General features: G+C 50.1%; 18 protein-coding genes. All 18 read right to left on the bottom strand.

From position 1 onward, the window contains the following. Positions 1 to 146: 146 nt before the first annotated feature. The 18 genes from ACETK5_RS14050 to ACETK5_RS14135 all read right to left on the bottom strand — a co-directional run bounded on the left by ACETK5_RS14050 (position 147) and on the right by ACETK5_RS14135 (position 26,357). Positions 147 to 1,229, bottom strand: a complete 1,083-nt coding sequence (locus ACETK5_RS14050) for a Gfo/Idh/MocA family protein (protein ID WP_326115245.1) — start codon at positions 1,227 to 1,229, stop codon at positions 147 to 149. A 326-nt stretch (positions 1,230 to 1,555) separates the two neighbouring features. Next, positions 1,556 to 2,338: an SDR family NAD(P)-dependent oxidoreductase gene (locus ACETK5_RS14055; RefSeq protein ID WP_394056326.1), complete on the bottom strand. Its 783-nt coding sequence runs from the start codon at positions 2,336 to 2,338 to the stop codon at positions 1,556 to 1,558. A 183-nt stretch (positions 2,339 to 2,521) separates the two neighbouring features. Beyond that, entirely contained in the window at positions 2,522 to 3,259 is a 738-nt protein-coding gene (treR, locus tag ACETK5_RS14060) for a trehalose operon repressor (protein ID WP_100536797.1), read from the bottom strand. A gap of 63 nt (positions 3,260 to 3,322) precedes the next feature. Then, a complete protein-coding gene (treP, locus tag ACETK5_RS14065) occupies positions 3,323 to 5,341 on the bottom strand; it encodes a PTS system trehalose-specific EIIBC component (protein WP_394056329.1) in 2,019 nt (672 codons plus the stop codon). Between the two features lie 27 nt (positions 5,342 to 5,368). Then, positions 5,369 to 7,084, bottom strand: coding sequence for an alpha,alpha-phosphotrehalase (gene treC / locus ACETK5_RS14070; protein WP_394056331.1), 1,716 nt, complete (start codon positions 7,082 to 7,084; stop codon positions 5,369 to 5,371). A gap of 240 nt (positions 7,085 to 7,324) precedes the next feature. Further along, positions 7,325 to 9,745 carry a glycoside hydrolase family 95 protein gene (locus ACETK5_RS14075; protein WP_394057439.1) on the bottom strand — a complete coding sequence of 807 codons (2,421 nt, stop codon included), beginning with the start codon at positions 9,743 to 9,745 and terminating at the stop codon, positions 7,325 to 7,327. A gap of 26 nt (positions 9,746 to 9,771) precedes the next feature. After that, complete coding sequence (locus ACETK5_RS14080; RefSeq protein WP_243390647.1) at positions 9,772 to 11,490, bottom strand: right-handed parallel beta-helix repeat-containing protein; 1,719 nt, start codon at positions 11,488 to 11,490, stop codon at positions 9,772 to 9,774. A gap of 65 nt (positions 11,491 to 11,555) precedes the next feature. Continuing rightward, entirely contained in the window at positions 11,556 to 12,701 is a 1,146-nt protein-coding gene (locus ACETK5_RS14085; protein WP_394056333.1) for an SGNH/GDSL hydrolase family protein, read from the bottom strand. A gap of 152 nt (positions 12,702 to 12,853) precedes the next feature. After that, complete coding sequence (locus ACETK5_RS14090) at positions 12,854 to 14,521, bottom strand: extracellular solute-binding protein (RefSeq protein ID WP_394056335.1); 1,668 nt, start codon at positions 14,519 to 14,521, stop codon at positions 12,854 to 12,856. A 129-nt stretch (positions 14,522 to 14,650) separates the two neighbouring features. Next, positions 14,651 to 15,556 (bottom strand): carbohydrate ABC transporter permease, encoded by a 906-nt coding sequence (locus tag ACETK5_RS14095; RefSeq protein WP_326119775.1) that lies wholly within the window; start codon positions 15,554 to 15,556, stop codon positions 14,651 to 14,653. Positions 15,557 to 15,571: 15 nt separating this feature from the next. Beyond that, positions 15,572 to 16,528: an ABC transporter permease gene (locus ACETK5_RS14100; RefSeq protein ID WP_326119776.1), complete on the bottom strand. Its 957-nt coding sequence runs from the start codon at positions 16,526 to 16,528 to the stop codon at positions 15,572 to 15,574. Positions 16,529 to 16,790: 262 nt separating this feature from the next. Then, entirely contained in the window at positions 16,791 to 18,950 is a 2,160-nt protein-coding gene (locus ACETK5_RS14105; RefSeq protein ID WP_394056337.1) for a helix-turn-helix domain-containing protein, read from the bottom strand. A gap of 498 nt (positions 18,951 to 19,448) precedes the next feature. Next, positions 19,449 to 20,933, bottom strand: coding sequence for an S-layer homology domain-containing protein (locus ACETK5_RS14110; protein ID WP_394056339.1), 1,485 nt, complete (start codon positions 20,931 to 20,933; stop codon positions 19,449 to 19,451). A 131-nt stretch (positions 20,934 to 21,064) separates the two neighbouring features. Continuing rightward, on the bottom strand, positions 21,065 to 21,760 hold the full coding sequence (locus tag ACETK5_RS14115) for a response regulator transcription factor (protein WP_100536790.1): 696 nt from the start codon (positions 21,758 to 21,760) through the stop codon (positions 21,065 to 21,067). A gap of 6 nt (positions 21,761 to 21,766) precedes the next feature. Next, positions 21,767 to 23,239, bottom strand: a complete 1,473-nt coding sequence (locus tag ACETK5_RS14120; protein ID WP_394056341.1) for a sensor histidine kinase — start codon at positions 23,237 to 23,239, stop codon at positions 21,767 to 21,769. 9 nt (positions 23,240 to 23,248) lie between these two features. Next, positions 23,249 to 24,469, bottom strand: coding sequence for an amidohydrolase (locus ACETK5_RS14125; RefSeq protein WP_394056343.1), 1,221 nt, complete (start codon positions 24,467 to 24,469; stop codon positions 23,249 to 23,251). Between the two features lie 203 nt (positions 24,470 to 24,672). Next, positions 24,673 to 25,206 (bottom strand): hypothetical protein, encoded by a 534-nt coding sequence (locus ACETK5_RS14130; protein WP_394056345.1) that lies wholly within the window; start codon positions 25,204 to 25,206, stop codon positions 24,673 to 24,675. Next, complete coding sequence (locus ACETK5_RS14135; RefSeq protein ID WP_394056347.1) at positions 25,173 to 26,357, bottom strand: phosphotransferase enzyme family protein; 1,185 nt, start codon at positions 26,355 to 26,357, stop codon at positions 25,173 to 25,175. Before ACETK5_RS14135 ends, ACETK5_RS14130 begins: the two co-directional genes overlap by 34 nt. Positions 26,358 to 26,384 lie beyond the last annotated feature (27 nt).

The raw sequence follows: 26,384 nt of genomic DNA on the forward strand, positions 1-26,384 counted from the left end.
TATGTCATGAGCTTATTATTCCCGTAAATCTATATCTCATTCCACCGAAATACATAACCCGTTTGCTAGATTCAGCATGTTTCGAATAAAAAAAGCCCTGATTCTCAGGGCTTTTGCATGATTAAATCATCCTATGAATATAAAACTTAGTCCAGGTAAACGGCTTTGCCGAGTTTTGCGGATTCGTATAGAGCTTCCAAAATGCGAGATACAACATAAGCCTGTTCCGGGGTAACGACAGGATCTTTATCCTGATCGATTGCCTCGATCCATCTTCTCATCTCAACATCCGGAGCCTGCTCCTTCTTACCGTCATAGAACGCCACTCCGCCGGAATTCAATTCGATTTCGTTTGTGTATAGACGACTGAATTTCTCGCCGTTGATGCGAAGACCGTTCTTCATGTCGGCTCCGCCTTCCGAACCGCTCAGCGTACATTTGGCTTCATCGATATCCAGCGTATTCAGCGCCCAGCTGGATTCCAGCATAATGGTCGCGCCATTCTCCATGACAATCATGCCGAACGCGGAATCCTCTACGGTGAATTTTTCAGGATCCCATGGTCCCCAAGCGTTTGCCGCGTTCTCCTTGCGGGACAATTCATGGTATGTGGTACCGAGGACAATCTTCGGTTTGTAATTATCCATCATCCAGAGGGTCAAATCGAGAGCATGCGTACCGATATCGATAAGCGGCCCGCCGCCTTGTTTTTCCTCATCCAAAAATACGCCCCAAGTCGGAACAGCTCTTCTTCTTACAGCATGAGCTTTGGCAAAATAAATATTTCCGAGTTCACCAGCTTCACATACTTGTTTCAGATAAAGACTATCTTCACGGAATCGGTTATTGTATCCAATCGTCAATTTCTTGCCTGTGCGCTTCGCGGTTTCCATCATCCGCTTGGCATCCGCAGCCGTTTTGGCCATCGGTTTCTCGCACATGACATGTTTACCTGCTTCAAGCGAAGCAATGGAAATCTCGGCATGCGAGTCATTAGGCGTCAGAACATGAATGATATCGATGCTTTGATCCTGCAGCAGCTCTTTATAGTCGCCGTACACTTTTGCTTCCTCGATACCGTACTTGCTAGCAGCCGCTTCCGCCCGGTCAAGGACGATATCACAGAATGCCACGAGTTCCACGTTGTTTAATCTGCTTAAGCTCGGCAGGTGCTTCCCGTTTGCGATACCGCCGCAGCCGATAATTCCAATACGATAAACTTTTGACATGAATCATCACCATCACTTTTCATTATTTTTTAATAATCAATTATAAAGTCCTGCCTATCCATGACGTCTTAAAGAGCAGGCGGGCTTTTATGTATGTAATTCTGCCACAACGTCTCTTCGGTCTCCGGATAAGAACTTAGCGGCCATGACATCCACATATAAGGTATCACATCTCACTCATTTTTTTAGTCCAACTATGCGACAAATCATATATAAAATTACGACATCATCATGATGATAACGTCACCGGCAAATGGTCTCTTGCCACTCATTCTAAGTAGTTTACATAATATAATTTATGGAAAATTGAATTCTACCATATCTACTTACAAAGCCGGCGCTGAACCCCCGTCAATATTAATGGAAGTTCCAGTAACATAGGAGGCAGCATCAGATGCCAAAAAAACGATGACTTTTGCCGCTTCTTCCGTGTTTCCAATACGTCCTAGCGGAATATTGTGCCGCTTGTCCCTTGCGTACTGTTCCCATGTCAGTTCGGGTTCTTCCCGTTTCCATCGCTCTTCAAGCTGTGCGCTGCGGATCATTCCGATACACACGGTGTTTACTCTGATATGGTCAGGTGCCAGATCGCGACTCATGGCCTTGGTCATGGCCTGCCCCGCCGCTCGGCTGACGCTGCTGGGCATGGACGCAGCAGGCGGCGTCTTGGCCCAGGATGTGGTAACATTAATAATCACACCTCCGCCGGACTCCCGCATAGGAGGGACGGCTGCACGTGCAAATCGAATCGCACCAAATAGCTTGAGATCCAGATCAGATGCCCATTGTTCGTCATCGATCAGCTCAAACGGCTTCGCAGCAGCGGTTCCGGCATTGTTCACCAGAATATCGAGCTGTCCATAATGCTGCACGGTATCGGTTACCGCTTTCATGCAGTCCTCCGGTTTCGTCACATCCGCTGTTATGGTTAGCGTTTCGATATCCGCTGCTTGCCGGATATGGTCTGCCGCAGTGGCTAACTGCTCCTCGTCTCGTGCACAAATAGCAACCTTGGCACCTTCGAGCGCAAACGTCACCGCGGCTTCAAGGCCTATGCCTCTGCTTCCTCCGGTGATTAACACAACCTTTCCTGTCAGTCCCAAGTCCATGTTCTATCGGCTCCTTTACCTTGATTTATCGGACAATTACTCCTAGATAGCTTCAACATCGAGGAGGAGTTTTCCTCTTTCATTCCTTGGATTCTCCAGCTCTATTCCCCTGTTAGCCTCATCCACGGCAGCCTGTCAAGACAGCAAAAAAGCCGCGATGAAATCGCGGCTAAATAATTACTTCTATTGATCTCCAAGCTCATGATTGGATTCTCTTCTTGCAAAATCAACGAATTGAAACTTATCCAATCGATGTCTCGATTCCGTATATTGAAAAAGCGTGGTGTCTTCCAAATGTACGTATCCCCGGACGACGACAACATGCGTATCATTTCCGATATCCATATAGGCTTGGTCCATGGCCGTGGCACGCTCAACAGAGATTATTTTTTTCGAGTAGCTGATTTTTAGATGGAGTGTATGCTCCAGGTATTCATAAATGGAATCGCCGGTAATTTCCTTCGTTAACCCAGAAACGATGTCGGCAAGCAAGTAATCGATATCGAGAATGATACGCTCCCCTTCGATTTCCCTGGCACGGATCACCTTCCATACGAGCTGGTCCGGACGGGTATGCAGCTCCTTCGCAATGCTCTCCCCTGCAGGGACGCGTTCTGTTGCGTAAACAAGCGTTCGGCTCTTTCTTCCTAACCGTTTGGCAAGCTCTTTATAACTGACGAGCCCCGTTACCGGGAAGTTCATTCTTCCTGTATCCAGCACAAAGGAACCTTTACCTTTTACTTTATGGATGTAACCATTTTGAGCCAGCAGATTAAGTCCCTTGCGCACCGTTTCCCTTGTAATTTGATAGGTTGCCGCAAGCTCGTTTTCCGAAGGAAGCTTGCTCCCGGGTTGGAGAGCGCCGGTTTCAATCTGATCGGCATAATCTTTGTATAGCGTCCAATAAATGTTGTTTGTCATCCCATTATCACCATCAGCTATTGTATCATGTTCCAGCGACGATTACATGTAACAGAGGAACCGTCAGATTCCATTACCAAGAGACACTTGCAGTACTCGGGTTTCCCCCGGGATCGCTTCACCTTCAAACTCGTGAACCTCTTGAATGTCTTGTCCATCTGGTATAATAATCGGCGTAATGACGGGCAATCCGGCTTGTTCAATACGTTCGATATCAAATTCAAGCAGAAGCTGTCCTTGGGTTACTTCGGCCCCAGTTTCCACATGCGCGGTAAATCCCTCACCTTTTAAAGAGACGGTGTTAATACCCACATGAATGAGAACCTGTACCCCGTTTTTATCGGTTAAAATAATCGCATGTTTACTTTTCTTGATCAGATGCGCGACTTGTCCGTCAAACGGAGCATACACTTTCCCTTCGGACGGGATGATGGCGATGCCCTGGCCCATCTGTTTGTCCGCAAAGGCAGGATCCGGTACCTCAGACAAAGAAACCACAGTCCCTTTAATCGGCGCCATGATATCGACTGCAGCCTTTTGGGGAGCTTCCGTCGTTGGGTTATGCTCCGTTAACGATGACGCTGATTGACGGTTGTCGTTTGTTTCAGCCATTACCGCTTGATCTCTAGTGACGGTGTCGGCCGCATTCTCTTTCACAGGACGTCGAAGCTGCTTGGACAACTGGTAACGCCCGAACAACAATGTGCCTGTGAACGGAATGACCAGTACAATCGCCATGCCAATGAAGAAGACGCCCCACTGGTTAGGGAAGATCGACAGGAATCCCGGGATTCCGCCCACGCCGATCGACGAAGCCAGAACGTTGTTCATGGCCAGCAGCACCCCGGCAATCCCGGATCCGATCATACCGAAGATAAACGGATATTTATGACGAACATTGACCCCGAAGATGGCAGGCTCCGTTACCCCCAAGAAGGCGGAGATGGAAGATGTAACAGCAAGCCCTTTGGCCTTCTGTTCCTTCATAATGAACATCATGGCCAGCGCTGCGGCGCCTTGAGCAATATTAGACAATGCCAGCATCGGCCACAAGAACGTTCCGCCTTCACTGCCGATGAGCTGAATGTCCACCGCAAGGAAGGTATGATGCATCCCCGTAATAACAAGGAGTGCATACAGTCCGCCGTAGATCAGTCCGCCGAGAGCGGCAAAGGAATCAAATATGCTGACAAGACCTGAAGTGAGGACATTGCCGATGGCAAACGTGATCGGCCCCACCAGAACGAACGCAAGGAATCCGGTCACCAACAGGGCAACGGGCGCCACGACAAGCAGCTTGATGGAGTCATGGACGCGTTTGTTCAGGAGCTTCTCGATTTTGGCCAAAATATAAGCGGAGACGAGCACAGGCAGCACCTGGCCTTGATAACCGATTTTCTCCACTTCAAAGCCGAACAGGTTCCAGATCGGAACCGTGCCCTCCAGCTTGGCATCGGCATATTGATAAGCGCTGAGCAGATCCGGATTTACCAGGATCAAGCCCAGCACGATTCCAAGCAGCGGACTGCCTCCGAACTGGCGTACCGCCGACCAGCCGATCAGGACAGGTAGAAAAGTAAAGGCGGTGCTGGCAATCAGATTGATGATCGAGGCTACGTCCGCCCACTCGGGATGGACCTGAATTAACGATTGTCCTTCATAGAAAATGCCCGGTCCCGTAAGCAGATTGTTAATCCCTAACAATAAACCTGCCATGACGATTGCCGGCAGAATCGGTATGAAAATATCCGCAAGCGTTTTGATTGCTCGCTGCAGCGGATTTTGCTTCTTACTTGCAATGTTCTTCACTTCGTCCTTCGATACTCTGGCACCGCCGGTAATCTCCATCATTACATTGTATACCTGGTCTACAAGACCGGGTCCGATCACGACCTGGAACTGACCCTGAGAAGAGAACTGCCCTTTCACCAGGTCGTTCTCATCAAGTGCCCGGGAATCCACCTTGCTGTCGTCCACCAAGGCAAATCTTAATCGGGTTACGCAATGCGTAGCGGCTTCGATATTGTCTTTTCCGCCGACTGCCTCGACAATGCGCTCCACGTTTTTACGATCAATGGCCATAGCTCTACGCTCCTGACATTTATGAATTTAGTTATTGTGAATAAGCCACATATAGGAAGCATACGGTCGAAGTGCAACTGTTGGCATGAGCTTGGGTTCTTCCGTTGTGTTGCCAATTACCAGTTGAACCAATCGGCTTTCGGTCAGATTGTCTTTCATCTTCTCGGGCAGCTCGAACGATACATCTCGGTCGCTGAAATTGGAAATGACAACAAGCGTCTGCTCCTTGTTTGTTCTGGCATAGGCATAAATTTCGGGATGGCCTTCATCCAGACGAACATATTCACCGTCCGTAATCACCGGAATGTTCTTTCGCATTTCTATCAGCTTCCGGTAATGATGATATATTGATTGCGGATTTTCCACCTCGGATTGCGCATTGATGATCGGATACCGCTCATCGATCTTGATCCAAGGCGTCCCCGTTGTAAAGCCGGCTTGATCGCCGTCATTCCACGGCATAGGCAATCTGGAATTATCACGTGAGCGTACCTTGACGATGTGGGCAGCCTCCTCCGGCGTTTTACCCTGCTCCTGGAGAATGGTGTACATGTTTAAGGATTCAACATCCCGAAACTCGGATATATCATTCCATTTCGGATCAGGCATGCCGATCTCTTCGCCTTGATACACATATGGCGTGCCTTGTAACCCGTGAAGTGTCGTGGCCAGCATCTTTGCACTTTCCGTACGGTATTCACCATCATTGGTGAACCGGGTCAGTGCGCGTGGCTGATCATGGTTGTTCCAGAATAGGGCATTCCAGCCGCCCCCCTTCTGCATGCCGATTTGCCAATCGGAGAGCACGCTTTTCAACTCCTCGAAATCATACGGCTTAAGCTCCCATTTTTGCCCGTTGGGATAGTCTACCTTCAAGTGGTGGAAGTTGAACGTCATGGAGAATTCATTCTCCTTGGGGTTCGAGTAACGAACGCAATGCTCCAAGGTTGTGGAGGACATCTCGCCCACCGTGACAAGATTGTAAGGCTTGAACACTTTTTTGTTCAATTCCTTGATGTATTCGTGCACTCGGGGGCCGTCCGTATAAAACCTGCGTCCGTCACCGGGCGCTACGGAACCGTCATCATTGGGATAAGCGGGATCTTTCGATATTAGATTGATGACATCCATCCGGAATCCGCTTACGCCCTTGTCCGCCCAAAAGGTGAGGATATCCACAACCTCCGCACGGACCTTCTCGTTCTCCCAATTGAGGTCTGCCTGCGTTTTGTCAAACAATGTCAGGTAATATTGCCCTGTCCCCTCATCATACTGCCAAGCCGGTCCTCCAAACTTGGATTGCCAATTATTCGGCGGGCCGCCGTCTTCTGCGGGATCCCGCCAGATGTAATAGTCTCGATATGGGCTGTTGCGAGAAGAAATTGCATCCTTAAACCACCGATGCTCGGTCGAAGAATGATTCACGACCATGTCGATCATCAGATGCATGCCTCTTTTTTTCAACTCGGCAACAAGCTCGTCGAAATCGTCCATCGTCCCATATACAGGATCTATGCTGCAATAATCCGCAACGTCGTAACCGTTATCATTTTGCGGAGAAACATACACCGGCTGGAGCCACACAATGTCGATGCCAAGTCCTTTTATATAATCAAGCTTCTCCATGAGCCCGCGTATATCGCCGGTGCCTTGGCCGGTCGTGTCGTTGAAGCTCTTCGGATATACTTGATAAACCGTCGATGTTCTCCACCAATCGGGAGACTGGATTCCTGAGTTTTGCATGTGACTGGGTCCTCCTCGTCATCTTGTATATACAGGTTGCACATAGGAAAATCATATACATGTATATACAGGTTGTCAACCGTTTAACAATTAATACCCACTTCTTAGACGTTTCGACTACAAAACTAACAAATTAATTGGAATTTTCTTCTGATTCCACGTAAAAAAGACTCCTTGAAGGAGTCTTTTTTTCAACTTCGAATTGTACGGACACAATCGAAAAGGTATGCATTATGCCGATCAAGTCTTAGATTCCCCAGCCGATTCCCTCACCAGCCTATAGGTTATTCCCTGTTCTGCTGCAAATGAATACACATCTTTACCGGAGAGCTGTACGGGAATCCGGGCTTCGCCTTGGTAAACCGCAATCAAATCTCCATGACCTGCGTCTACGCTGCACATATTGCCACACCGGGACATGATCTCTGCCTCCGTCAGTTTTCCATCCTTCCAGCGAATGTTGACTTCATAGCCACCTCTTGCCCGCAGTCCACGTACCTCGCCTTCCGGCCATGCATCCGGCAGTGCCGGCAGCAGCATGAGTACGGAGCGATGCGACTGCAGCAGCATTTCCGCAATTCCCGCTGTAGCCGCGAAATTGCCGTCGATCTGAAAAGGTGGATGCGCTCCTAATAAACTTGCATATACGCCTCCGTGCTCATAACGCTCCGATTCGCCGTCCTTCACTAATCTCAGCATATGATTTAACAGTTGCAGCGCTCGGTTGCCGTCCCCGAATCGGCTCCATAGCGCAACTCGCCAGCCCAGGCTCCAACCCGTGCTTTCATCCCCGCGACGCTCCAAGGAAGTTCGGGCTGCTGCAAACAGATCAGGGCTTTCTTCCGCAGATAGCTGTCGTCCAGGATAAACCCCGACCAGGTGGGACGTATGCCGATGAAATACGTCCTCATCCTCGAAGTCATGGGACCATTCCTGCAGCTGACCGTATCGACCGACCTGCAGTGGCAGCAATCGTTCTCGTTTGTTAATCAATTCCTCTCGGAAATCCTCATCCGCGCCGAGAATGTTGGCCGCCTCCATGCAATTGGTGAACAGCTCCCAAATGAGGGAAATATCCATGGTCGCCCCTTCGCTGATCGCAGCTGTCCCATCCGACGTGCGGAATTTATGCTCCGGTGAGGTCGACGGAGATGTCACGAGATGACCTTCGTTATTTTCTATAAGCCAGTCCAAAGCAAATAAGGAAGCTTCCTTCATGATAGGATAAGCAACGGCGCGCAAATAGGCTTCATCACCACTAAATGCGTAATGCTCCCATAAGTGCTGCATCAGCCAGATTCCCCCCATCGGCCAAAGCGCCCATGAAGGATCCCCGTCCCCGTAATTGCCGACCGGAGCGGTATGGGCCCAAATATCCGTATTGTGATGAACGGTCCAGCCTCGAGTACCGTAATGAACGGCGGCGGTGTCCGATCCGTTCACCGACAAACTTCTGATGAGCTCCAGCAGAGGTTGATGGCATTCTGCCAAATTGCATATCTCCGCGGGCCAATAGTTCATTTCCGCATTGATGTTCAAGGTCCAATTGCTGCTCCACGGCGGCCGGGTTGATGCATTCCATATTCCCTGGAGATTGGCGGCTTGCGTTCCGGGTCTGGAGCTTGAGATCAGGAGATAGCGGCCATAGTGGAACAACAGCTCGACCAGGCCTGGATCCCGGGCACCGAATTGCTCGATTCTCCTCTCCGTGTCCATATCACCGGAAGCTAGTGACTCGCCTAATCGGAGGCTTACGCGATCATATAGGCTGCGATAATCGTTGATGTGCCGCTCGCGCAGCTCTGTCCAAGCGTGGCTTCTTACACCTACCATACAAGCCGCAGCTTTAGCAGCGGCTGCAGCCGACGGATGGTCTCCGCCATCGCGGTGACCGGGAATTTGATCGAATCCGTTGAAGCTGGTTGCCGCAGTAAAGTAGATGACGGCTTCGCTGGCATCCAGTACATGGATGCCAGCGGCGTCCACTGTAACGCGGCCATCGGTTTCAGCCACTGCCAGCCGACCTTCGAAAGCCATGGCGGCGGTATGTTCAGGATCGCCGTAACGTATAGGACGATCAGACGACACGTAGCTGGGCTCGACGCGTTCCGGTGCAAATCCCGACATGGAGTACATATTTTCTTCGGTCTTTACGGTATAGCGCAGCGGACTTTCCAGATGTGCATGGAAGTTCAGCGCGCCAGGGGTGCTTGAGGTTAACCGCAATGCAATCATCTGATCCGGGCTGGATGCGAAGCATTCTCTCGTGTAGGACACCTCTCCGATAAGGTATTCCGTTCGTTGAACGGCTTTAGCGATATCCAGCGTTCTTCGGTAAGAATGAAACACGCCTCCATGATCAAACCTGAGGCATAGGTCTCCAAACGGGAGGTAAGATTCCGTATAGGGCCCCATCATCTTGCGCCCTAGCTGGTCAGCCTCCGAATAACGCCCCTGGCGTATCAGCTCCCGGATCGCCGGCAGCGCATCCCGGGCTGACGGGTTGTTCCAATCCCTGGGATAACCGGACCACAGCGTATCCTCGTTCAAGCTAATCGTTTCACGTTCCACGCCGCCGTAAATCATAGCTCCAAGACGTCCGTTGCCGATCGGCAGCGCTTCGGTCCAGACTGACGCCGGCTTAACATACTGCAATTTCATATTTTCTCCCACTCGCTATCCCTCCTTTAATTCAAATCGTCATACTCCAAGTCGTTACACAAAATATCCGCTCCAATGCAGGCTTCCAGCTTGACGCGTTCTTCCAAAGGGACATTCCCTTCACGGTCGTATTTCTCCTGCATCCGAATCACGTTATTTTTAAATATCAGTCCCTCCGTGCTTCTTGCCATTAACCAATCTTCTCCGGTCGTTTCAAAGCGGTTGCCTGTAATCCGGACATTGCGATGAACCGATGCATGGTGATGTTTATTCTCAGGCGCAATCCGAATCACGGAATGCCCGGGGCCGCCGCAATTCACAAACCGGTTATCCAAAATGTTCATATCCGTTACAGCGCCGGATTCGTACCAGGATGAGGCGTCCGCTGCGACCAGGATCGCGCTCATCTGCATATTCATAAAGGTATTATCCCGGATCATGATCCGCCGCGGTGTCGTGGTTAGAATGCCCCGCGTGGGAATTCGGACGAACGCATTGCCGACAATATCGACCTCCGGCGTCCAAGTCACATTTTCAAGCACGTCCCGCACTCCGACGACCGCAGGAACCGCCTTCTCCAACGTAAGCAGCATTTCGCGTGGCGACTTCATACCGACAGCAGCCACACGTCCGAAAGCGTAGGTGTTCAGCGTATCCGCATCCACGAATGCGACCTCATCACCTGGCAGAAAGGCCAAAAATCCGTAGGTCTGCGGATGCATAAACCTTACAAGCAATTGATTGGTGGCCGGTCGATCAACGATCCGAAGGTAGGTGCCGTGAACATTGATTGCATCATCATGCGCCCCTGCAAACCGGCTATTCCGGATCGAGACCTTCCCCCTGCAGCCCGACAGATGGATGAAATCGGCAAACCCCGCCACCGTTCGGCCGGTCTCCGGACGCGGCGTCAGATCCAAACGTTCAAAGATCAGATTTTCGCTGAACTGTCCAACTACGCCCAATCCATGCATGAAATGTATGCCCACGTTGCTTAGCGTCACCCGGGAGCTTCCGGTGATCAACATGCCAACCTGGTCCCGAATGCCGTCGCGCATTTGCACGATCGTACCGGGAGCCAGATGCGGGGAAGCATGGTTTCCAAAATGAAACCGAAGCCGACGAGGAGATATCTCCTCTGTATGTAACACCCGTTCCAGCCAATTATCCACGCGCCAGGTAGCACTCAAATCTGCACTGCATAACTGCATCGGCCCTTCACGAAAACGCCAGCCTTCCCCAACCCATTCGAATTTACCGTCTACGCAATCATAGCAAGAATCCGGGTGAACGGTCGTCTCAAGGTAAGCATCACCGCATCTATCCACCGTCATTTCGGTCACGGTCGGCGCGGCGTAATCCCAGTGCAGATTGCGGATTTCAATATCCGTACAGCCATCAAGCACAAGCATCGTCTGCTTCCCGTGAAAAATAAACAAGGCGCCGTTCCCTTCGAGTGTCATATGGTGAAGATCCTTAAGCCATATCCCGATCGTTTTGGTCACATCCGGATTCTCTTCCTCGCTGGTGGTATTCGATATATGGTACGCTTCCCGAACGGCGGATTGAGGATAAAAATGATAGCACCCCGGCGGTACGTCCAGAATGACCGCGCCCTCCATTGCTCTGACGGCTTCAATCGCGCATTTCATCGCAGATTGCACATCCGGGTTATTGGGGTCCTCGTAATCCCGTAACGAAAGGACGATCGGAGTTGTTTTATCTTGATTACCAGGAAAATGCAATAACAACACCTCCATCACGAATAGCAGCTCTTTTCAAGCTTGGTATAACAATCGCAGGAGTCCGCCTAATTCGCAAGCAGCTTCAGCACGCGCATGCCCGTACCCTGGCTTCGCTTATCCTTGAGTCCAGTGTTTCGAACCATGATCGAGATCGGCCCGCGCAGATGATGTCTCGGAAAGTGTACGCTGACTGGCCGATAGGCGTTCAAGCACCACTCATCGAAGGGATTGACCCGTACGAAGGACTGTCCGTTGATCGAGTACTCAAAGATTCCGGTGTCGGGTCCGCATAGCAGCAGCAGTCCGCCGCTTTGTCCTTCCACAGTAAACGTAAACGAAGCGTTTGGATGATCAGAGTACCTATGCTCTGTCGCATAACGCCAATTCATGAGCTTTGAACCTTGCGGCAGCTTCCCGATATGATAATCCCCGGTATAATCGGCAAGCTCATAGGAGAACATGTCGGCATATTCGTAATTCCCCGTCATCAGCGGTTCTTCGGGCAAAGATTCGCAGTGATCGAGCATCAAAGAATCAACCTCGGTCGACAGCAGCTCATTCAAACCTCTTCGCAAAAAACCGGCGTAGATCTCATGCCCGTCATCATTCGGATGATACCCATCAGGTGCAAGCGATGCCCACACGGCCTCACCATTCTGCAGCATGCGATAGATCCCGGCAGCAAAATCGACAGAAGGGATGCCGTAATACTCGGCCACTTCTTCGTGAACGGCAATGGGATACGGCCGGATACAGGTCAGATTTCGATCCGCCCCGGTATAAATAAAGCATATATCGGTGCGGGGGGACAGACGCCGGCATTGGCGGACAATTCCCTCCATCCCTCTGATGGATTCCTCCCGATCGCTGCCGTCATTTACGCTGAATTCCACGAATAGCAAATCAATGTTCTCAACGCGCAGCACATGCTCGCGAAGGCGGTGAGCTCCGAGCGTCGAATCCGTCCCCCCGACCCCTGCGTTAATGGAGCGAATCCGCGATTTTCCGAAGCGGTCTCTTAAATAATGAGCCGTTAAGGCGCGCCAGCTGGTCTTATCCGCCGCTGAGGCACCGGCTCCCTCCGTAATGGATCCGCCCAAAAAGGCAACCGTAACCGGGGCTTCCCCTGCAAGCTTGGCCTTCACATTAGGCAGCCCTCGGCGATGAACGATGAACGCGGCACGATCCGTACCTTTGTTATAATGGGACATATGATAACCTCCCCTCGTATAATGCCTATTTCTTTTCGCTAGTCACCCGTAAAACAGAGAAAATGCGGAGTGGCCGATCTCTTTAGACCGGCACCCGCATATGGATATTCGTATGGCTCTATAGTCAGCCGCAGCTGCGAGTTGCCCTTCTATTATTTGGCGGATTGATCGTAAGCCGTCTGCAGAATTTCAAGATAACGATCCAGTTTCAGATCCTGCAATCCCTTGACGTAAGCGTCCCAATCCTTGTTCAGATCCTTATTGCCGGTAATAAATTGCAGCTGGTTCTGCTCAATATAGTTTTTAAGGTTCGTTTGAAGCATGCTGGCTTCGTCGATGACGCTCGGATCGATCCAGATCGACCAGATCGGGAAGATTTCCTTCGGCTCATGTCCTTGATACAGCAGGGACGCATTGTACAATCTGCGCTCATAGCCATCAGATGCATAAATGTCGGTTCCCTGCACCCAAGTATCGCGGTACTCCTTCGGCATATAGAAATGGCCCATTCCGCTCCAACCCGCATTGTGCGGTGCTTCGCCTTCCTTCATCGGAATGGTCTTGACCATCGGGGTCACGCCCTCGCCGAGCGCTTGATCGCCGGGCTCGGGATCCGTCCAATCGATCCCTTTCATGCCGGTTGCGGCATTGGTTTGGCCTTCCGGCGTAAACATGTAGTCCACCATCTTGATCAATGCAATGCGGGCTTCTTCACTGGCTTTGTTCGTGATCACGAATTTTGCGCCCGGTGATACGCCCCCCGCATCATGGGTTGCGTATGAAATTCCGTTCGGCCCGCTTAACGGCGGAAGCGGATTGTAATGCGCCGAGCGGGTGTTGCCCGGATCGATGTTTACGAAGATGGCCGGATGCATGCCGGCACCGGCGCCGAGAATTTCCGCATCCGCGTTCTCTCCGATTTTCTTGAACGCCTCCGCATTTTGGGTGAATGCGCCCGGATCGATCAATCCCTCGTCATACAACGATTTGATATAGGCGAGCCCTTCCTTCCATTCCGGCGTGATCGCCGCGGACTCGACCTTGCCGCCATTCATCGTCAAGTAGTTCCGGTCATCGTCGTAAACGAAGCTGTTCATCAAATAAGGGATGATACGGACGCCGAAATCCTCCGTTGAACCGCTGAGGGGCACCTCATCCGCTTTCCCGTTGCCGTTCGGGTCCTGCGTTTTGAATGCCCGCAGCATGCTTCTGAATTCCTCCGTCGTTGTCGGTTCCTCGAGATTCAGCTTCTTCAGCCATTCGGTATTGATCCACATTTTGTTGGGATAGGAGCAGTGAAAACATTCCGTGTATGCGCCTAGCCCATAGATATTCCCATCCGGGGCCGTAACAAGCGCCTTCATTTCCGGCGTTGCTTCCATGGCCGCTTTAATGTTCGGTCCATGCTGTTCAATTAGATCGTTCAGGGGAACGAGCACCCCCTGGTGTCCGTATTTGAGCACATCGGCTTGGGAGAATTCATCGATATAATGCGTCAACAGGTAAGCATCCGGATAATCGCCGCTGGCCAGAGAGATCTGACGTTTCTCCTTGGCGCCGTCGGAGGGATTGATCTGCCATTTGAATTTGATGTTGAACTGTTCCTCCATATGCTTGGTGAATTTGTTGGCCGGAATATCGATGCCTGATTCCTGTACGGCAAAAACGCTGATTTCCACGGGTTTCGAGTTGTCCGTGCTGCCGGACGAGCTTCCGCCCTGCGGGCTGCTCGGGCTTTCTGTATTTTTGCCCGAGCAGCCTGACATCACGATGCTGCTCGCCAATAGCAGCATAAACAAACTTAATAGGCCTCTTTTCAAATTGGATCGCTCCCTTTTTCATTAAAGTGAACACGTAAACGTCTAGCTTCGCACGTAAAGAGAACATCACCTCCCTTCCATCATAAGATCAAATCGCTTTGCGGAATTCAGCCGTCCCCTCGAAAGTGATCAGCCCTTCACAGAACCCACGAGCATCCCCTGCACAAAATAGCGCTGAACAAACGGATATATGACCAGCACAGGCAGGGTGGCAACCACGATCAGCGCATATTTCAGGAGCTCGGCCAGCTGCTGCCTCTCGACCATGGCTAAAGCATCCATCGTTCCCGAACTGTTATTCTGGATGATGATGCTTCGAAGAATCAACTGAAGCGGGAACAGGTCAGCGCTTTTCAAGTAAATCAACGCATCGAAGTACGCATTCCACTGGCCAACCGCATACATGAGCACAAGCACGGCCATAATCGGCTTCGACAGCGGCAGGACGATGCTCCAGATAAAACGTATATCGCTGCAGCCGTCCATCTCGCTGGCCTCCTGCAATTCGTCCGGAATGGAAGACTGAAAAAAAGATCGGGCGATAATCACCTGCCACACCCAAATGGCATTGGGAATGAGCAGCGCCCAGCGGGTATCGATCAGATGAAGCTCCCGCACGACCATGTAGGTTGGAATCAGTCCTCCGCTGAATATCATCGTAAATGTAATGATCATCATCAACGCGTTACGTCCGAAAAATGACCTGCGCGACAGCGGGTAAGCAATCATAATGGTCAACAAGACACTGATGATCGTGCCGGCGGTCGTGTAGAAAATGGAATTGGCGTATCCGGTCATAATCTCGGGCGTTTTAAAGAGGACCCGAAAGCCTTCGAACGAAATATCGACCGGCCACAACCATACCCTGCCCGAAGTAACGGCCGCCGGGCTGCTGATGGAGCTGCTGATGATGTAAATCAGCGGATACAAAACCGCAATAACGACCAGAAAGAGAACGACGTATACCGTTGTCAGGAAGATGCGGTCGCCAGCGGACTCCTTGATTTTTCTCGTACCTGTTTGTTGAACTGCCATGCCCTAGCTCCTTCCTTACCAAATGCTGTTATTAGTTATTCGTTTAGCCAATCCGTTCACGGTCAGCAGCAGAATAAGGTTGATCACGGAATTGAACAGGCCGACCGCGGTTGCAAAGCTGTAGTTCGCATTCAGCAGTCCGATCCGATAGACATAGGTTGCAATGATCTCCGAGTTCACCTGATTCAGCGGATTTTGCAGCAGATAGACCTTCTCGAATCCGAGTGCCATCACGTTACCGACATTCAGAATCAAAATGATGACGATGGTCGGCACAATGCCCGGCAGATCCACATGGCGGATCTTTTGGAAGCGCGAGGCGCCGTCCACCTTTGCCGCTTCATACAGGGTCGGGTCAATGCCGGCCAATGCCGCCAAATAGATCACCGCGCTATAACCTGCCGTCTGCCAAATATCGGACCATACGTAGATGGAACGAAACATCCCCGGATCGCCGAGAAAGTTCACGGACTCCAGTCCGAAAAAATTCAAAGCCACGTTGGCAAAGCCCAGCCGCGGAGCCAGAAACAGCATGATGATCGACACCATGACCACCGTGGAAATAAAATACGGCGCAAAGGACACCAGCTGGACGAACTTTTTGAATCGACCGCCCCGGATCTCGTTGATCATTAACGCCAGCACGATCGGAATCGGAAATCCGGCTAAGATGAGATAACCGCTGAGAATAATCGTGTTTTTGACGAGCGTCCAGAATAACGGATTCTCGAAGAACAGTTCGAAGTGCTTGAAGCCTACCCAGGGACTGCCCCATATTCCCTTGATGACGTTGTAGTCCTTGAAGGCAAGAACGGCATTCAGCATCGGATAGTACTTAAAGATCAGGAAAAACAGCAGCGGCGGAATCACGAGCAGGTACATCTGCCAATGCTTCCTCAAACTCTTTCGTGCAACATGCCAATAGCCTGTGCTGGTGCCGGTATGGATAACAGGCTCCGGCTCGATTACCAATGGCTTCTCCAGAATAATCCCCCCTAATGTAATGACAACGGATGTGTCGGCATTGAAATGACAGCGTTTTCTTTATGTGTCGATCATAGGGGAGAATTCCGGTCCTTGAACAGGTACACTTCGGTTGTTTGGCGTACAAATAACCGCTTTTCCGCAGGGCATCCTGTCTCGTCAGGGGCCAAATCCCGCGTATTCGCGTTTCTTTAGCCCAAACAGCCGCATCGTCCTAAGTGACAATGCGGCTTGTCAGGATCAACCTATACTACACGACATCGTGAGACTGACGGTAAGCGCTCGGTGATATGCCGATGAGACGCTTGAATGCCCTGCGAAACGAATGGGAGCTGTTGTAGCCCACCTGAGCCGCTATTTCATCGACCGTGAGGTTGGTCTCCGCAAGCAGTATGGCCGCCCGATCCATCCGCACCTTGATCAGATGATCGGAATAATTGACCCCGGTTACTTCCTTAAACAATTGGGAGATGTATTTCTCCGGCCGTTCCACGTGCTCGGCCACGCGGTATAAGGTGAGATCCGGATGTGCGTACGTCGCTTCCGTATATTCATAAATCTGCTTGATCAGTTTGGCATGGGAGTCCTTCTTTTTATTGGCAATATATCTGCACAGCTCTCCCATGATCGCATGGATTTCGTTATGAATGGATTCCAGCGGCCCGGATAACCCGATATCGATGATGCGCTTTTTTATGCTTTCAAACCATTCCGACTCCGCAAAAATTTTCTGATCCATTAATTTAAGGAACGTTCCTTTGATTTCACCTACCAGCTGATGCTTCATCTCGACCGATAACTCGCGCTGTTGGAGATTATGATCCATGATCAGGTTGACGATCTTCTCGGCTTCTTCCAGCTCTCCTGCCCGTACCGTGCTGATCAAGCGCTGCTCGGTGTCCAGTGGGTAGTAATATGTTGTGTTGACGATTCTGGCTTCGCGGTACCACATCGTCTCTTTTTGATTCAAGTAGACGGCATATTCTAGGGCTTGCTTGGCCTGGTCAAAGGACTGCCCCGCCTCTGAGACCGAATCGAACGGATCGCCAAAACCGGCTTGGAGGAACATTTTATATTCATGCAGAACCTGATTCGTCAGCGTTTCGATCAACCTCGTAATTCGAAGCTCTTCATCCGGCCCAGGCTCTCTTTCTTCGTCGGTAAAGAACAAAACCACCATTTTGTCCGAGCCCAGATCCGTCATGGGCAGCGACCCGGCGATTTCGGAAAAGGCCTGCTTCATGAGAAGCCGGGCGGCGTTAAGCTCATTAAGGATCTCCACGCTATCCATGCCGGCATATCCTTTGATCTGCAGGATGCCGACATAGCCTTTTCCGTTATGCAAGGCAATATCAGCTTGCTGGGCAGCGGAAGCAATTTCGTCCCTCGATTGAAACTCGCCGGCAATCAGCCGTCTCAGGAAAGCATCCCGGACAAACGGAAGCTGACGCGTCAGCTCGTTTTCCAGTTGTTTGTTTTTGCTGATCATATTGGCAATATTGCCGCTCAAAAAGTCGAATTCATTGCGCTCCGTCAGCTCATCCCTGCCGAACTGCTCTTTCATGATGCTAATCATGCGATGGATCGGCACGCTGTTCCGATGAGCCCAATATAACCCGAACAGCAGCCCCACGATCATGGCGCCCCCGGTAATGAACCAGGACGCTTGTTTAATTTGATCGGCATTCTCCATTAAGGCGCTGCGGGGGATGCCGGCCTGATAGACCCAGCCGCTCTTATCCGAGCGTGTGGTGATCACAAGGTCATTCTTGTAGAACTGGCTGGCTTTGCTCTGATCGAATGCCGGATCGTTTATGATTTGGCTCACATCAGATTCCATGTTTCCTTGAAGGGCAAGCGTATTCCCTTTCCCGTCGTGGATATGGACCCAGCCGCCGTAATTGTCGGTTAACCCCGAGAACAACCCGGCAATCGTCTGTTCATCAATCACGACCACGACATTGGCCGGGGACGAATCGTTGAAGCTGTCCAACGGGAGCGACTGCATGTACGTGATGACCGAAGTTTCGTTGTTCCTATCCGAGAAGGAAGAAAGCGGTTTGATTTCACTGCGATGGGCTTTCTCCAGAATCTGTTGTTTCCATTCCTCAAACGTGAGACCGTCATAATGAAAAAACTCGTAATAATGCTCCGGCCGATAAGAGGAGCCCGACGTTATAATCAAGTCGTAATTCGCCAAATAGATGTAGTAATGCTGAAGAAAATCGTTGGTTTGACCGAAAGTCAGCACATTGCGCATCGTTCTCCATATGCCGTAAACATCCCTTTGGGCAAGATGATCGTTGAGCAGCACGTTAAGGTCTGGATTAATCGCCAGCTGCCGCGTCATCCCTTCCACTTCCGCCATCCGGTGTTCCAGCAGCTCCTGGCTTTTCTCGAGCTGAATCATGCTATTCTCAATCGAAACGGATTGCGTTACGGAGATGGAGGTTAAGTAGGATATGTATCCTCCGATAGTGGGAATGAGCAGAATGGCAATATAGGAGATGAGAAAGCTGCGAAATACCTTCGAATGCTTAAGAATAAATATCCCCCCTTGTGTGATAGCGTTTTCAAAAAATATCGACTCAAATTCTCCCGCCAGCTAATAAATCTGATCATAATAGATGTTGGCGGCGCATGGGTAGGTACTTCTGCGTATAGAAAGGTACATTTTTCCGCCTCGATACGTGCATGCAGCTAAATGACAGAAAGTAACTCCATATTAGGGTAATCGGTGAGCTTGGTAAATATCCGATTGTTAAGGATCATGATGCTTTATGACAATAACGGAAAATAACCATGCTTTTGAATATTTTGATCATAGTCCGCAAAAAAAAAATACAAAGAGGACAAGCTATACGCTCGTCCTCTCGATCATGTACAGCCATGTCCATGCTGTAAAATATTAATTTAAAGTCAGGGCCGCATCGGTTTCTCCTGCCCACTCGCCTACCGGTTTGATGGTATACGTCGTTCCCGACTTCAGTTTACTCTCCTGTGTCAGATCAAACACGCCTACGGCTCCTTTGCGGCTTGAATATTTGTAGGTTGCTATGTGCTTGTTGCCGTCTGCTCCAGTCAATTCAACGCTCCGGCCGGAGAAGAGCTCGTCCCCAGGATCCTCGGACAGGGTAATGGCAATGGAGCTGTCGCTGATTGCCTCGGCTCCGATGATTTCCAGCGGAGCAAACGCTCCTGCTACGAATGTCGGGTTGGCCATCTGTGCCCAATCCGAGGTAACGGTATAAGTAACACCCGGCGTCAGCGTCTGGCCTTCCGGCAAACGGAATTTCGGTTCTTGTTTGCCATCCGTGGACTGGGTAAAAGGTACGTATTTGGCCACGATAGGTTGTCCGCCTGCAGGCGTAATCGTGACTTCCCTGGCTTGGCCAGAGGATATGATCTGATAGACTTTTCCATCGGCGCTGTTGTTCTCATCCAGCACGAATGCATTGGCTCCGCGACCTCCGCTATAGGCGGAAATAACGTAGCCGTAGTCAACGACGCCATTCTCTTTAAGTGCCTCCAACTCAAACGTATCCTGAGCGACTTGTCTAGCCTCTGTCATGTCCAACTTCGCGCTATTGCCTGCGAATGTGCCTGCTGTTTTCCCTTTATAGGTAAGCGTATACGATGTACCTGGTTTTTGAACTGAGGTTGGGACGATGTAAGTGGAAATCGAGCCTGTCTTCAAGCGCGGCATGTTGGTGAGTTCCAGCCCGTCGTTAAATTTAAAATCTTCTTTGGCTTTGGCAAACGCCTCATTCTCTGCCGTCAAGGGAGCATCGAAGGTGACGATCAGGGTTATGGCATTCAATGCACGAATACTCGTGATTTTAGCTTTTTCCGACGGAATTGCCTCATGGGCAACGCTTATCAAGTAGGCTGCTTGACCGCGAGTCGTATGGCCTTCCTCGGAGTAAAAACGTTTCGCCCAATCATCCACGGACTTCGCGTCTCGTTTCAGAGCCTTGGACACCATTTGTACAAGCTCAGCGTGGGTAACCATTCCCCGTGGATCAAAACGTCCTTCCGGTGCCTGCATGATATCCTTCGCTACCAGCTCAGCCGCGTACCGTTCATACCACGCGTTTGGATTCACATCCGTAAAGCTTGTCTTTGCATCCCCTTTGCCTTCAAGTCCAAATGCAAGAACGAGCATTTTCGCCAGCTCTGCCCGCGTGATAGGACTGGTTATCCCCATCGTGCCATCCTGGTATCCCTGCATCACGCGAAGCTGGGACAGCTCTTGAGTGGCTTGCTCTATATCTTGTGCAGCCAGTGGGACTTCCGCAGCCTCAGCCTGCAGAACATGAAACGGAAGCGAAGCGGTCGTTCCCAGGGCAGCCGCCACCATCATGGCCGCCAGTTTATTAGAATATGTTTTCATTTGTAAACCCTCCCTATTTCGATGAGTATGAACGTGGATCGTCATATCTCCATGATAGAAGAGAGTCCTAAACTCCCAAGAAAGCAGGGATTAAGCGTTTCGAAAACTTTTATTAACAAATTCTAAATTGTTTAAACCGAAAAGCGGTAGCCAGCCCCCCATACGGTTTCAATATACTGCGGATTGGATGGATCCACCTCCATCTTTTCGCGCAACTTACGGACATGGACGGTTACGGTTGCGATATCCCCGCTGGAATCCATGCCCCAAATCCGTTCAAACAGTTCCGTCTTGTTAAACACCCGGTTCGGATGGCTTGCCAGAAATTCAAGCAAATTAAACTCCCGGGTCGTAAACGTGACTTCCTCATTTCGGATGAACACTCTTCGCGCCGATTTATCGATGACCAAGCCGCGAATATGAATTTCTGAACTTGGACTTTGGCTTTGTTTGCCCATAAGCCTTACATATCTCATCAGATGGGCCTTGGCTCTTGCAACTAATTCGCTCGGGCTGAATGGCTTGGTAATGTAATCGTCGGCACCGAGATTAAAGGCACGGATTTTATCGATCTCCTCATTCTTGGCGGATACGATCAGAATGGGAACCTCCTTGTTCTTTCGGATATGACTGCATAGTTCAAAGCCATTCATACCGGGCAGCTGGAGGTCGACAATGATAAGGCTGTAGTCCTCGTTAAGGGCAAGCTTCAATCCCTCATTGCCTGTATGGCATAGATCTACGAGAAAACCGTTCAGTTCAAAATAATCCCGCTCCAATTGAGCGATCGTTGTCTCGTCTTCAATGATGAGAATGCGTGTTGTCATGGGTTATTACAGCACCTCCTTTGTAATCGCTCGTTTGAGGGTAAAGTACAGGCTGGTGCCGACGCCGGGCTCGCTTTCCGCCCAGATCGCACCTCCGTGTCCCTCGATGATCTGGCTGGCAATTGCAAGCCCCAGGCCGCTGCCGCCCGTAGAAGAATTGCGGGATTGCTCCGCACGGTAAAACCTTTCGAATATATAAGGGATTGCTTCCGGCTCGATGCCCATGCCATTATCCCGTATTTCAACCGTTACCCATTCCGGAGAAAGCTGAGTGGAAACGTAGATGGTTTTGTGCAACTTGTCCATAAAATTTTGAGCATTCCCGATAATGTTGAGCACCGTTCGTTTTAATTTTTCCAGATCGGCAATGACCTCGACAGGCTGACCGGTGCGTTCCTTCCACGCCAGCCGTATTCCCTTTTCCTCCAAAACATAGCGCTGCTCATCGATGCAATCGTCTATAAAACCGATGATATCGACATGCTCAAACATGAACGGAACCTGCTTTAAATCTAGCTTGGAATAAAGAAACAGCTCATCCACAAGTTTATCCAGATCGATGGTTTTGGTGTAAATGATGTTCACATATTTATCCATCTTCTCCGGTGTATCCGCAACGCCGTCGCGTATGCCTTCGATATACCCTTTAATATTTGTTATGGGTGTTCGCAGATCATGAGAGATATTGGAGATCAGCTCTTTCCGGTTCTCTTCATCCTGGAGCCGGAGCTGAATCGATTCAAGCAGGCGTTTCCTCATATTCTCAAACGTCTCGTTTAACTGGCCGATTTCGTCCTTGGAATGCAAATCCAGAGAAAACTGGAGATTTCCCTCCTTGATGTGTTCCGCCGAATGGCGGAGCAAATCAAGCGGTTTGACTACGCTCCGCGTGATCCAGCGATATAACAATACATTTGCAACGACAACGATGCCAACGAGACTCAAGACAAGAATAGGCAGCAGCTTGCGCGTGACTTCGCCGAAAGGACTTCGCTCTCGAATAACATACACACTCCCTCTGGCACCATCCGAATACCGGAAATCATATTTGGCATAAGCATAAAACCGCTCACCGATGTTGAGGGTATTGCGAATCTGATTGTTGTTCAGGTCATATGATGGTAGATTCGCTTCCAGTTCAGGCTGGTTCATCGTATGGGACTCAAAGATCTGGTCGTTTTCTCTGCGGACATACAGGCCCGCTCGTACGGTTCTCAGCTTAAAATCGTATTCCGTCAGCAGCTCTTTGTTCTGCAGCTCATCCGGCTCGTTCTTGGCAAGATATTTTAATTCGAGGAAAATAGACTCCTCTTGTTCCGTGAGCGGGTTAATCTGGTAGTGCACTTTATAAAAATCCCGAATACCGTGAATATCGCCGGTAGCCGCAACGGTAAACAAACTGGCAGTCAAGACAAAGACCAGCAAGCTGATGACCAGCATACCGGTATAGGACAGCAGCAACTTAATCCGGATGGACATGAAATTCGCCTAAAAAGAACCGGAAACGATGTTTCCCTGAAACATCGTCGCCACGCGTTTGAATCTTCTCGCAACGGCTTCAGCCGAACAAGAAGCTTCTAGAAATACGATGCTGGCAACGTCTCCGACCTGCGGCCATACCTGTTCCCCTTCATGATTAAGCGGTGTAATGCCACCGGTAATATATTGGAGCGTTTGCGCTAAAGCGCGTTCATCCACCCATCTGGATATTTCGGCCAGTCGGCCGGCGCGCTCCAACACATCCCCATTTCCGAATGGCGACCATACATCAAAGATGTTGTCGCATCCGACGGCTACTTCTACACCGCGCCCGTGCAGTAAGCCAACCGGCGGAAACTTGCGGCCAATGGGCACACTCGTAATAATGGCGACCCCCGCATCAGCGAGCAAGTCCCCCATCTCTTGTGCTTGGGATGGTGGAATATCACCCAGTCCGAAGGCATGGCTTATCGCCACCTTGCCTTGCAGACCTGCATCAATGGTTAACTGAGCTAATCGCTTCATGGTGAAGATCCCTAGATGATCGGCATCGTGCAGATGAAGGTCAATGCCCGCATGGGCTTCGACTGCGAGCTCCACCATTTCCTGCAAGGATGCCTCGATATCGCCATCCACCGTCGCCGGGTCAACCCCGCCAACCAAGCTTGCTCCGCTGCGAAGTGCTTGTCTTACCCATTCCCTTGACTTCGAGCGCAGCAAACCATGCTGTGGAAAAGCAACGATCTCATAGGATAACTTTCCTTCAAATGTTCGTAATGCCTGTTGAACCGCTTCTAAATGGTCTAATCCCACTTCCGGATAGATATCCACATGCGTACGCACATGCGTCACGCCGAACTCCAGGTAAACATCAAGCAGCCTTTCTGCACGGTCTTGCGTCAAGGTATCCAGCGAAGGAAGCGTCGCTTTCTCGATAGCCAAACGCTCGAAAATACTGGAAACCGGCGTAACGGCACGCCACTTGTCACCGAGCAGCGTTTTATCCAAATGGCAGTGCTTTTCGATAAAGGATGGCAGGAGCAATAAACCCTTCACGTCGTGTTGCGGCCACTCGTCTGTTATAGTTGTGTCCGAAGCTACGATTTTCGCGATTTTCCCATCATCTATGAATATATGGCGAATCTCCGTCTTTGTTCCCGTAATAACGCCCTCTTGTACTTCATAACCACTCTCTAATCGGGCATTTGTTAACCAAAATGCTGAACTCATATCCATCATTCCTCTCTCCCCTTGCTAGACATACGATTATGCTATCACAGGAAAAATGATATGGATAATATTAAAAAAATAGGATTCACTTATGTTTTACATATACATAAAAAAAGAAAAGCCACCCGCTAGGATGACTCTTCTGGTTATGCTTGATAATCTCCATATGTAAATCTCCTATTATTGAATCATGGGATGTATTCTTAAATCATGGTCCTTTGGTCCAGCCATACCTGAAACTGTTCCAGCGTCCTTACGTTTTCTTCCAGAACCGCTGTATAAATATCGAAACTTCGCACCTTCTTGCCATAATCATCACGGCTTGCCCAACTATGTTTGATTCTCAAAATAGCTTCCCGGCGTTCCTCGGTCAGCCGTTCAGGCATCGTTACGATATGTTTCAAGTCGGGCTGTCTTTCCGGTTCATCCACGAACCAAATGTCCATTTTCCACTCCTTCCCCTGCTGAGACTTATACTTTAGGCCAAAGTACAAGCCATCCGGATAAGCGGGATCCGTATTATAATCGCCGGTATCGTTGATGAACTTCAGCTCCCGTACACCAGCTTGCAGCATGAGCTCCATTGCGATCTGTGCAATTAATTGCTGATTCAGCCGAGAGCATATTACCGTCATGTCCAGGTCTCTCCATACCATCAACCCGAGGGCTGAACTGCCGACACGCACCGGTTCGCCTGCTTGACTTAATAACTCGTAAAGTCGAAGTTCCTCTGCCACCTCAGAAGCCTCGTCCTGGAGAGCTTTTTGTTGCAGCAGAAGCTTGCTTTCCGCCATTTGGTGTTCACCTCTAATCTTAAGTCGTATACCTCATATGGTATCACCCGATCAGCGTCCATACCAAGGGATTGAATGCATAAATGAACTTTCACGGATACTGTCAGATCCGTCATCGAACTATACAGAATAAAATATGCGTTCACCCGACAAATAGGCTTACAGTAATCGGCGCACAGCTTCGGCATCCGTTCACGCATCCATGCATGCACGGATTCATTCTCCATCTGAAAGACGTAGTATCCGATAATGGCCAGCAGCATGAAGCCTTCTAACAGAACAAGCTCATCTTGTCCCGCATGATCATTCCCATAATACCCTTTCAGGAATAAATCCCGAAGCTCCGAAGGAACCATCATCACACCCATAGCAACATCCGTGTAATAATACCTGGGTCCGAAAAAACCAAAATCGATAAAGCTCAGCTCTCCATCCCGGGTCCTGATGATATTCCCCAAGCTTAAATCACCATGGATGAGCCCCCAGGCTTCTTCGTTGCGCCTGTCCTTAAGCCGCGCGTTAACTAACGATATCGTTTCTTCAATGACGGAAACATCGGAGAAAGTAAACAATTCTTTTGTTAACCCTTGCTTGATAACCTCGATCATGTATTGATTGTAAGCAATCCCCTGACTCGGACGCTTATCCAAGCCCTCCTGCACGTACTGACCATAGAATTGGTGCAGCTCTGAAATACTGGCCCCCAGCTTCTCGACCATGACCGGCTCGCTTAGGTCATCCTTCTGCAGGTCTCTTCCTTCCAGCCAGGTAAGCATGGAGCTGTTCCAACGCTTCCCTTCGTGTTCGATGATCGTAATCAGTTTGCCTTCCCGATTACGCAGCGGCCTTTGGACAAGCAGTTGATCCCGGCCTGACAAGTGCTCCAGCATTTGGAGTTCACCCAGCAAACCGTCATAGGTATGCTGCTGACCTGCCATGCCGTCTTTTACCGGTTGATGAATGCGCAGCAGATATGTACTTCCGTCATGGTCTTCCACCTTATAGGTTCGATTTTCATTATGCCGAATAAACGTAATCTCGGGTTCCCGGATGCCGTATTCGTTCAAAATTTCTTGCAGCTGTTCATTTTGCATATGAAACTTCTCCTTCTATGTATAAAA

Source organism: Paenibacillus ilasis (assembly GCF_043195395.1).
GTDB lineage: Bacteria > Bacillota > Bacilli > Paenibacillales > Paenibacillaceae > Paenibacillus_AQ > Paenibacillus_AQ lautus.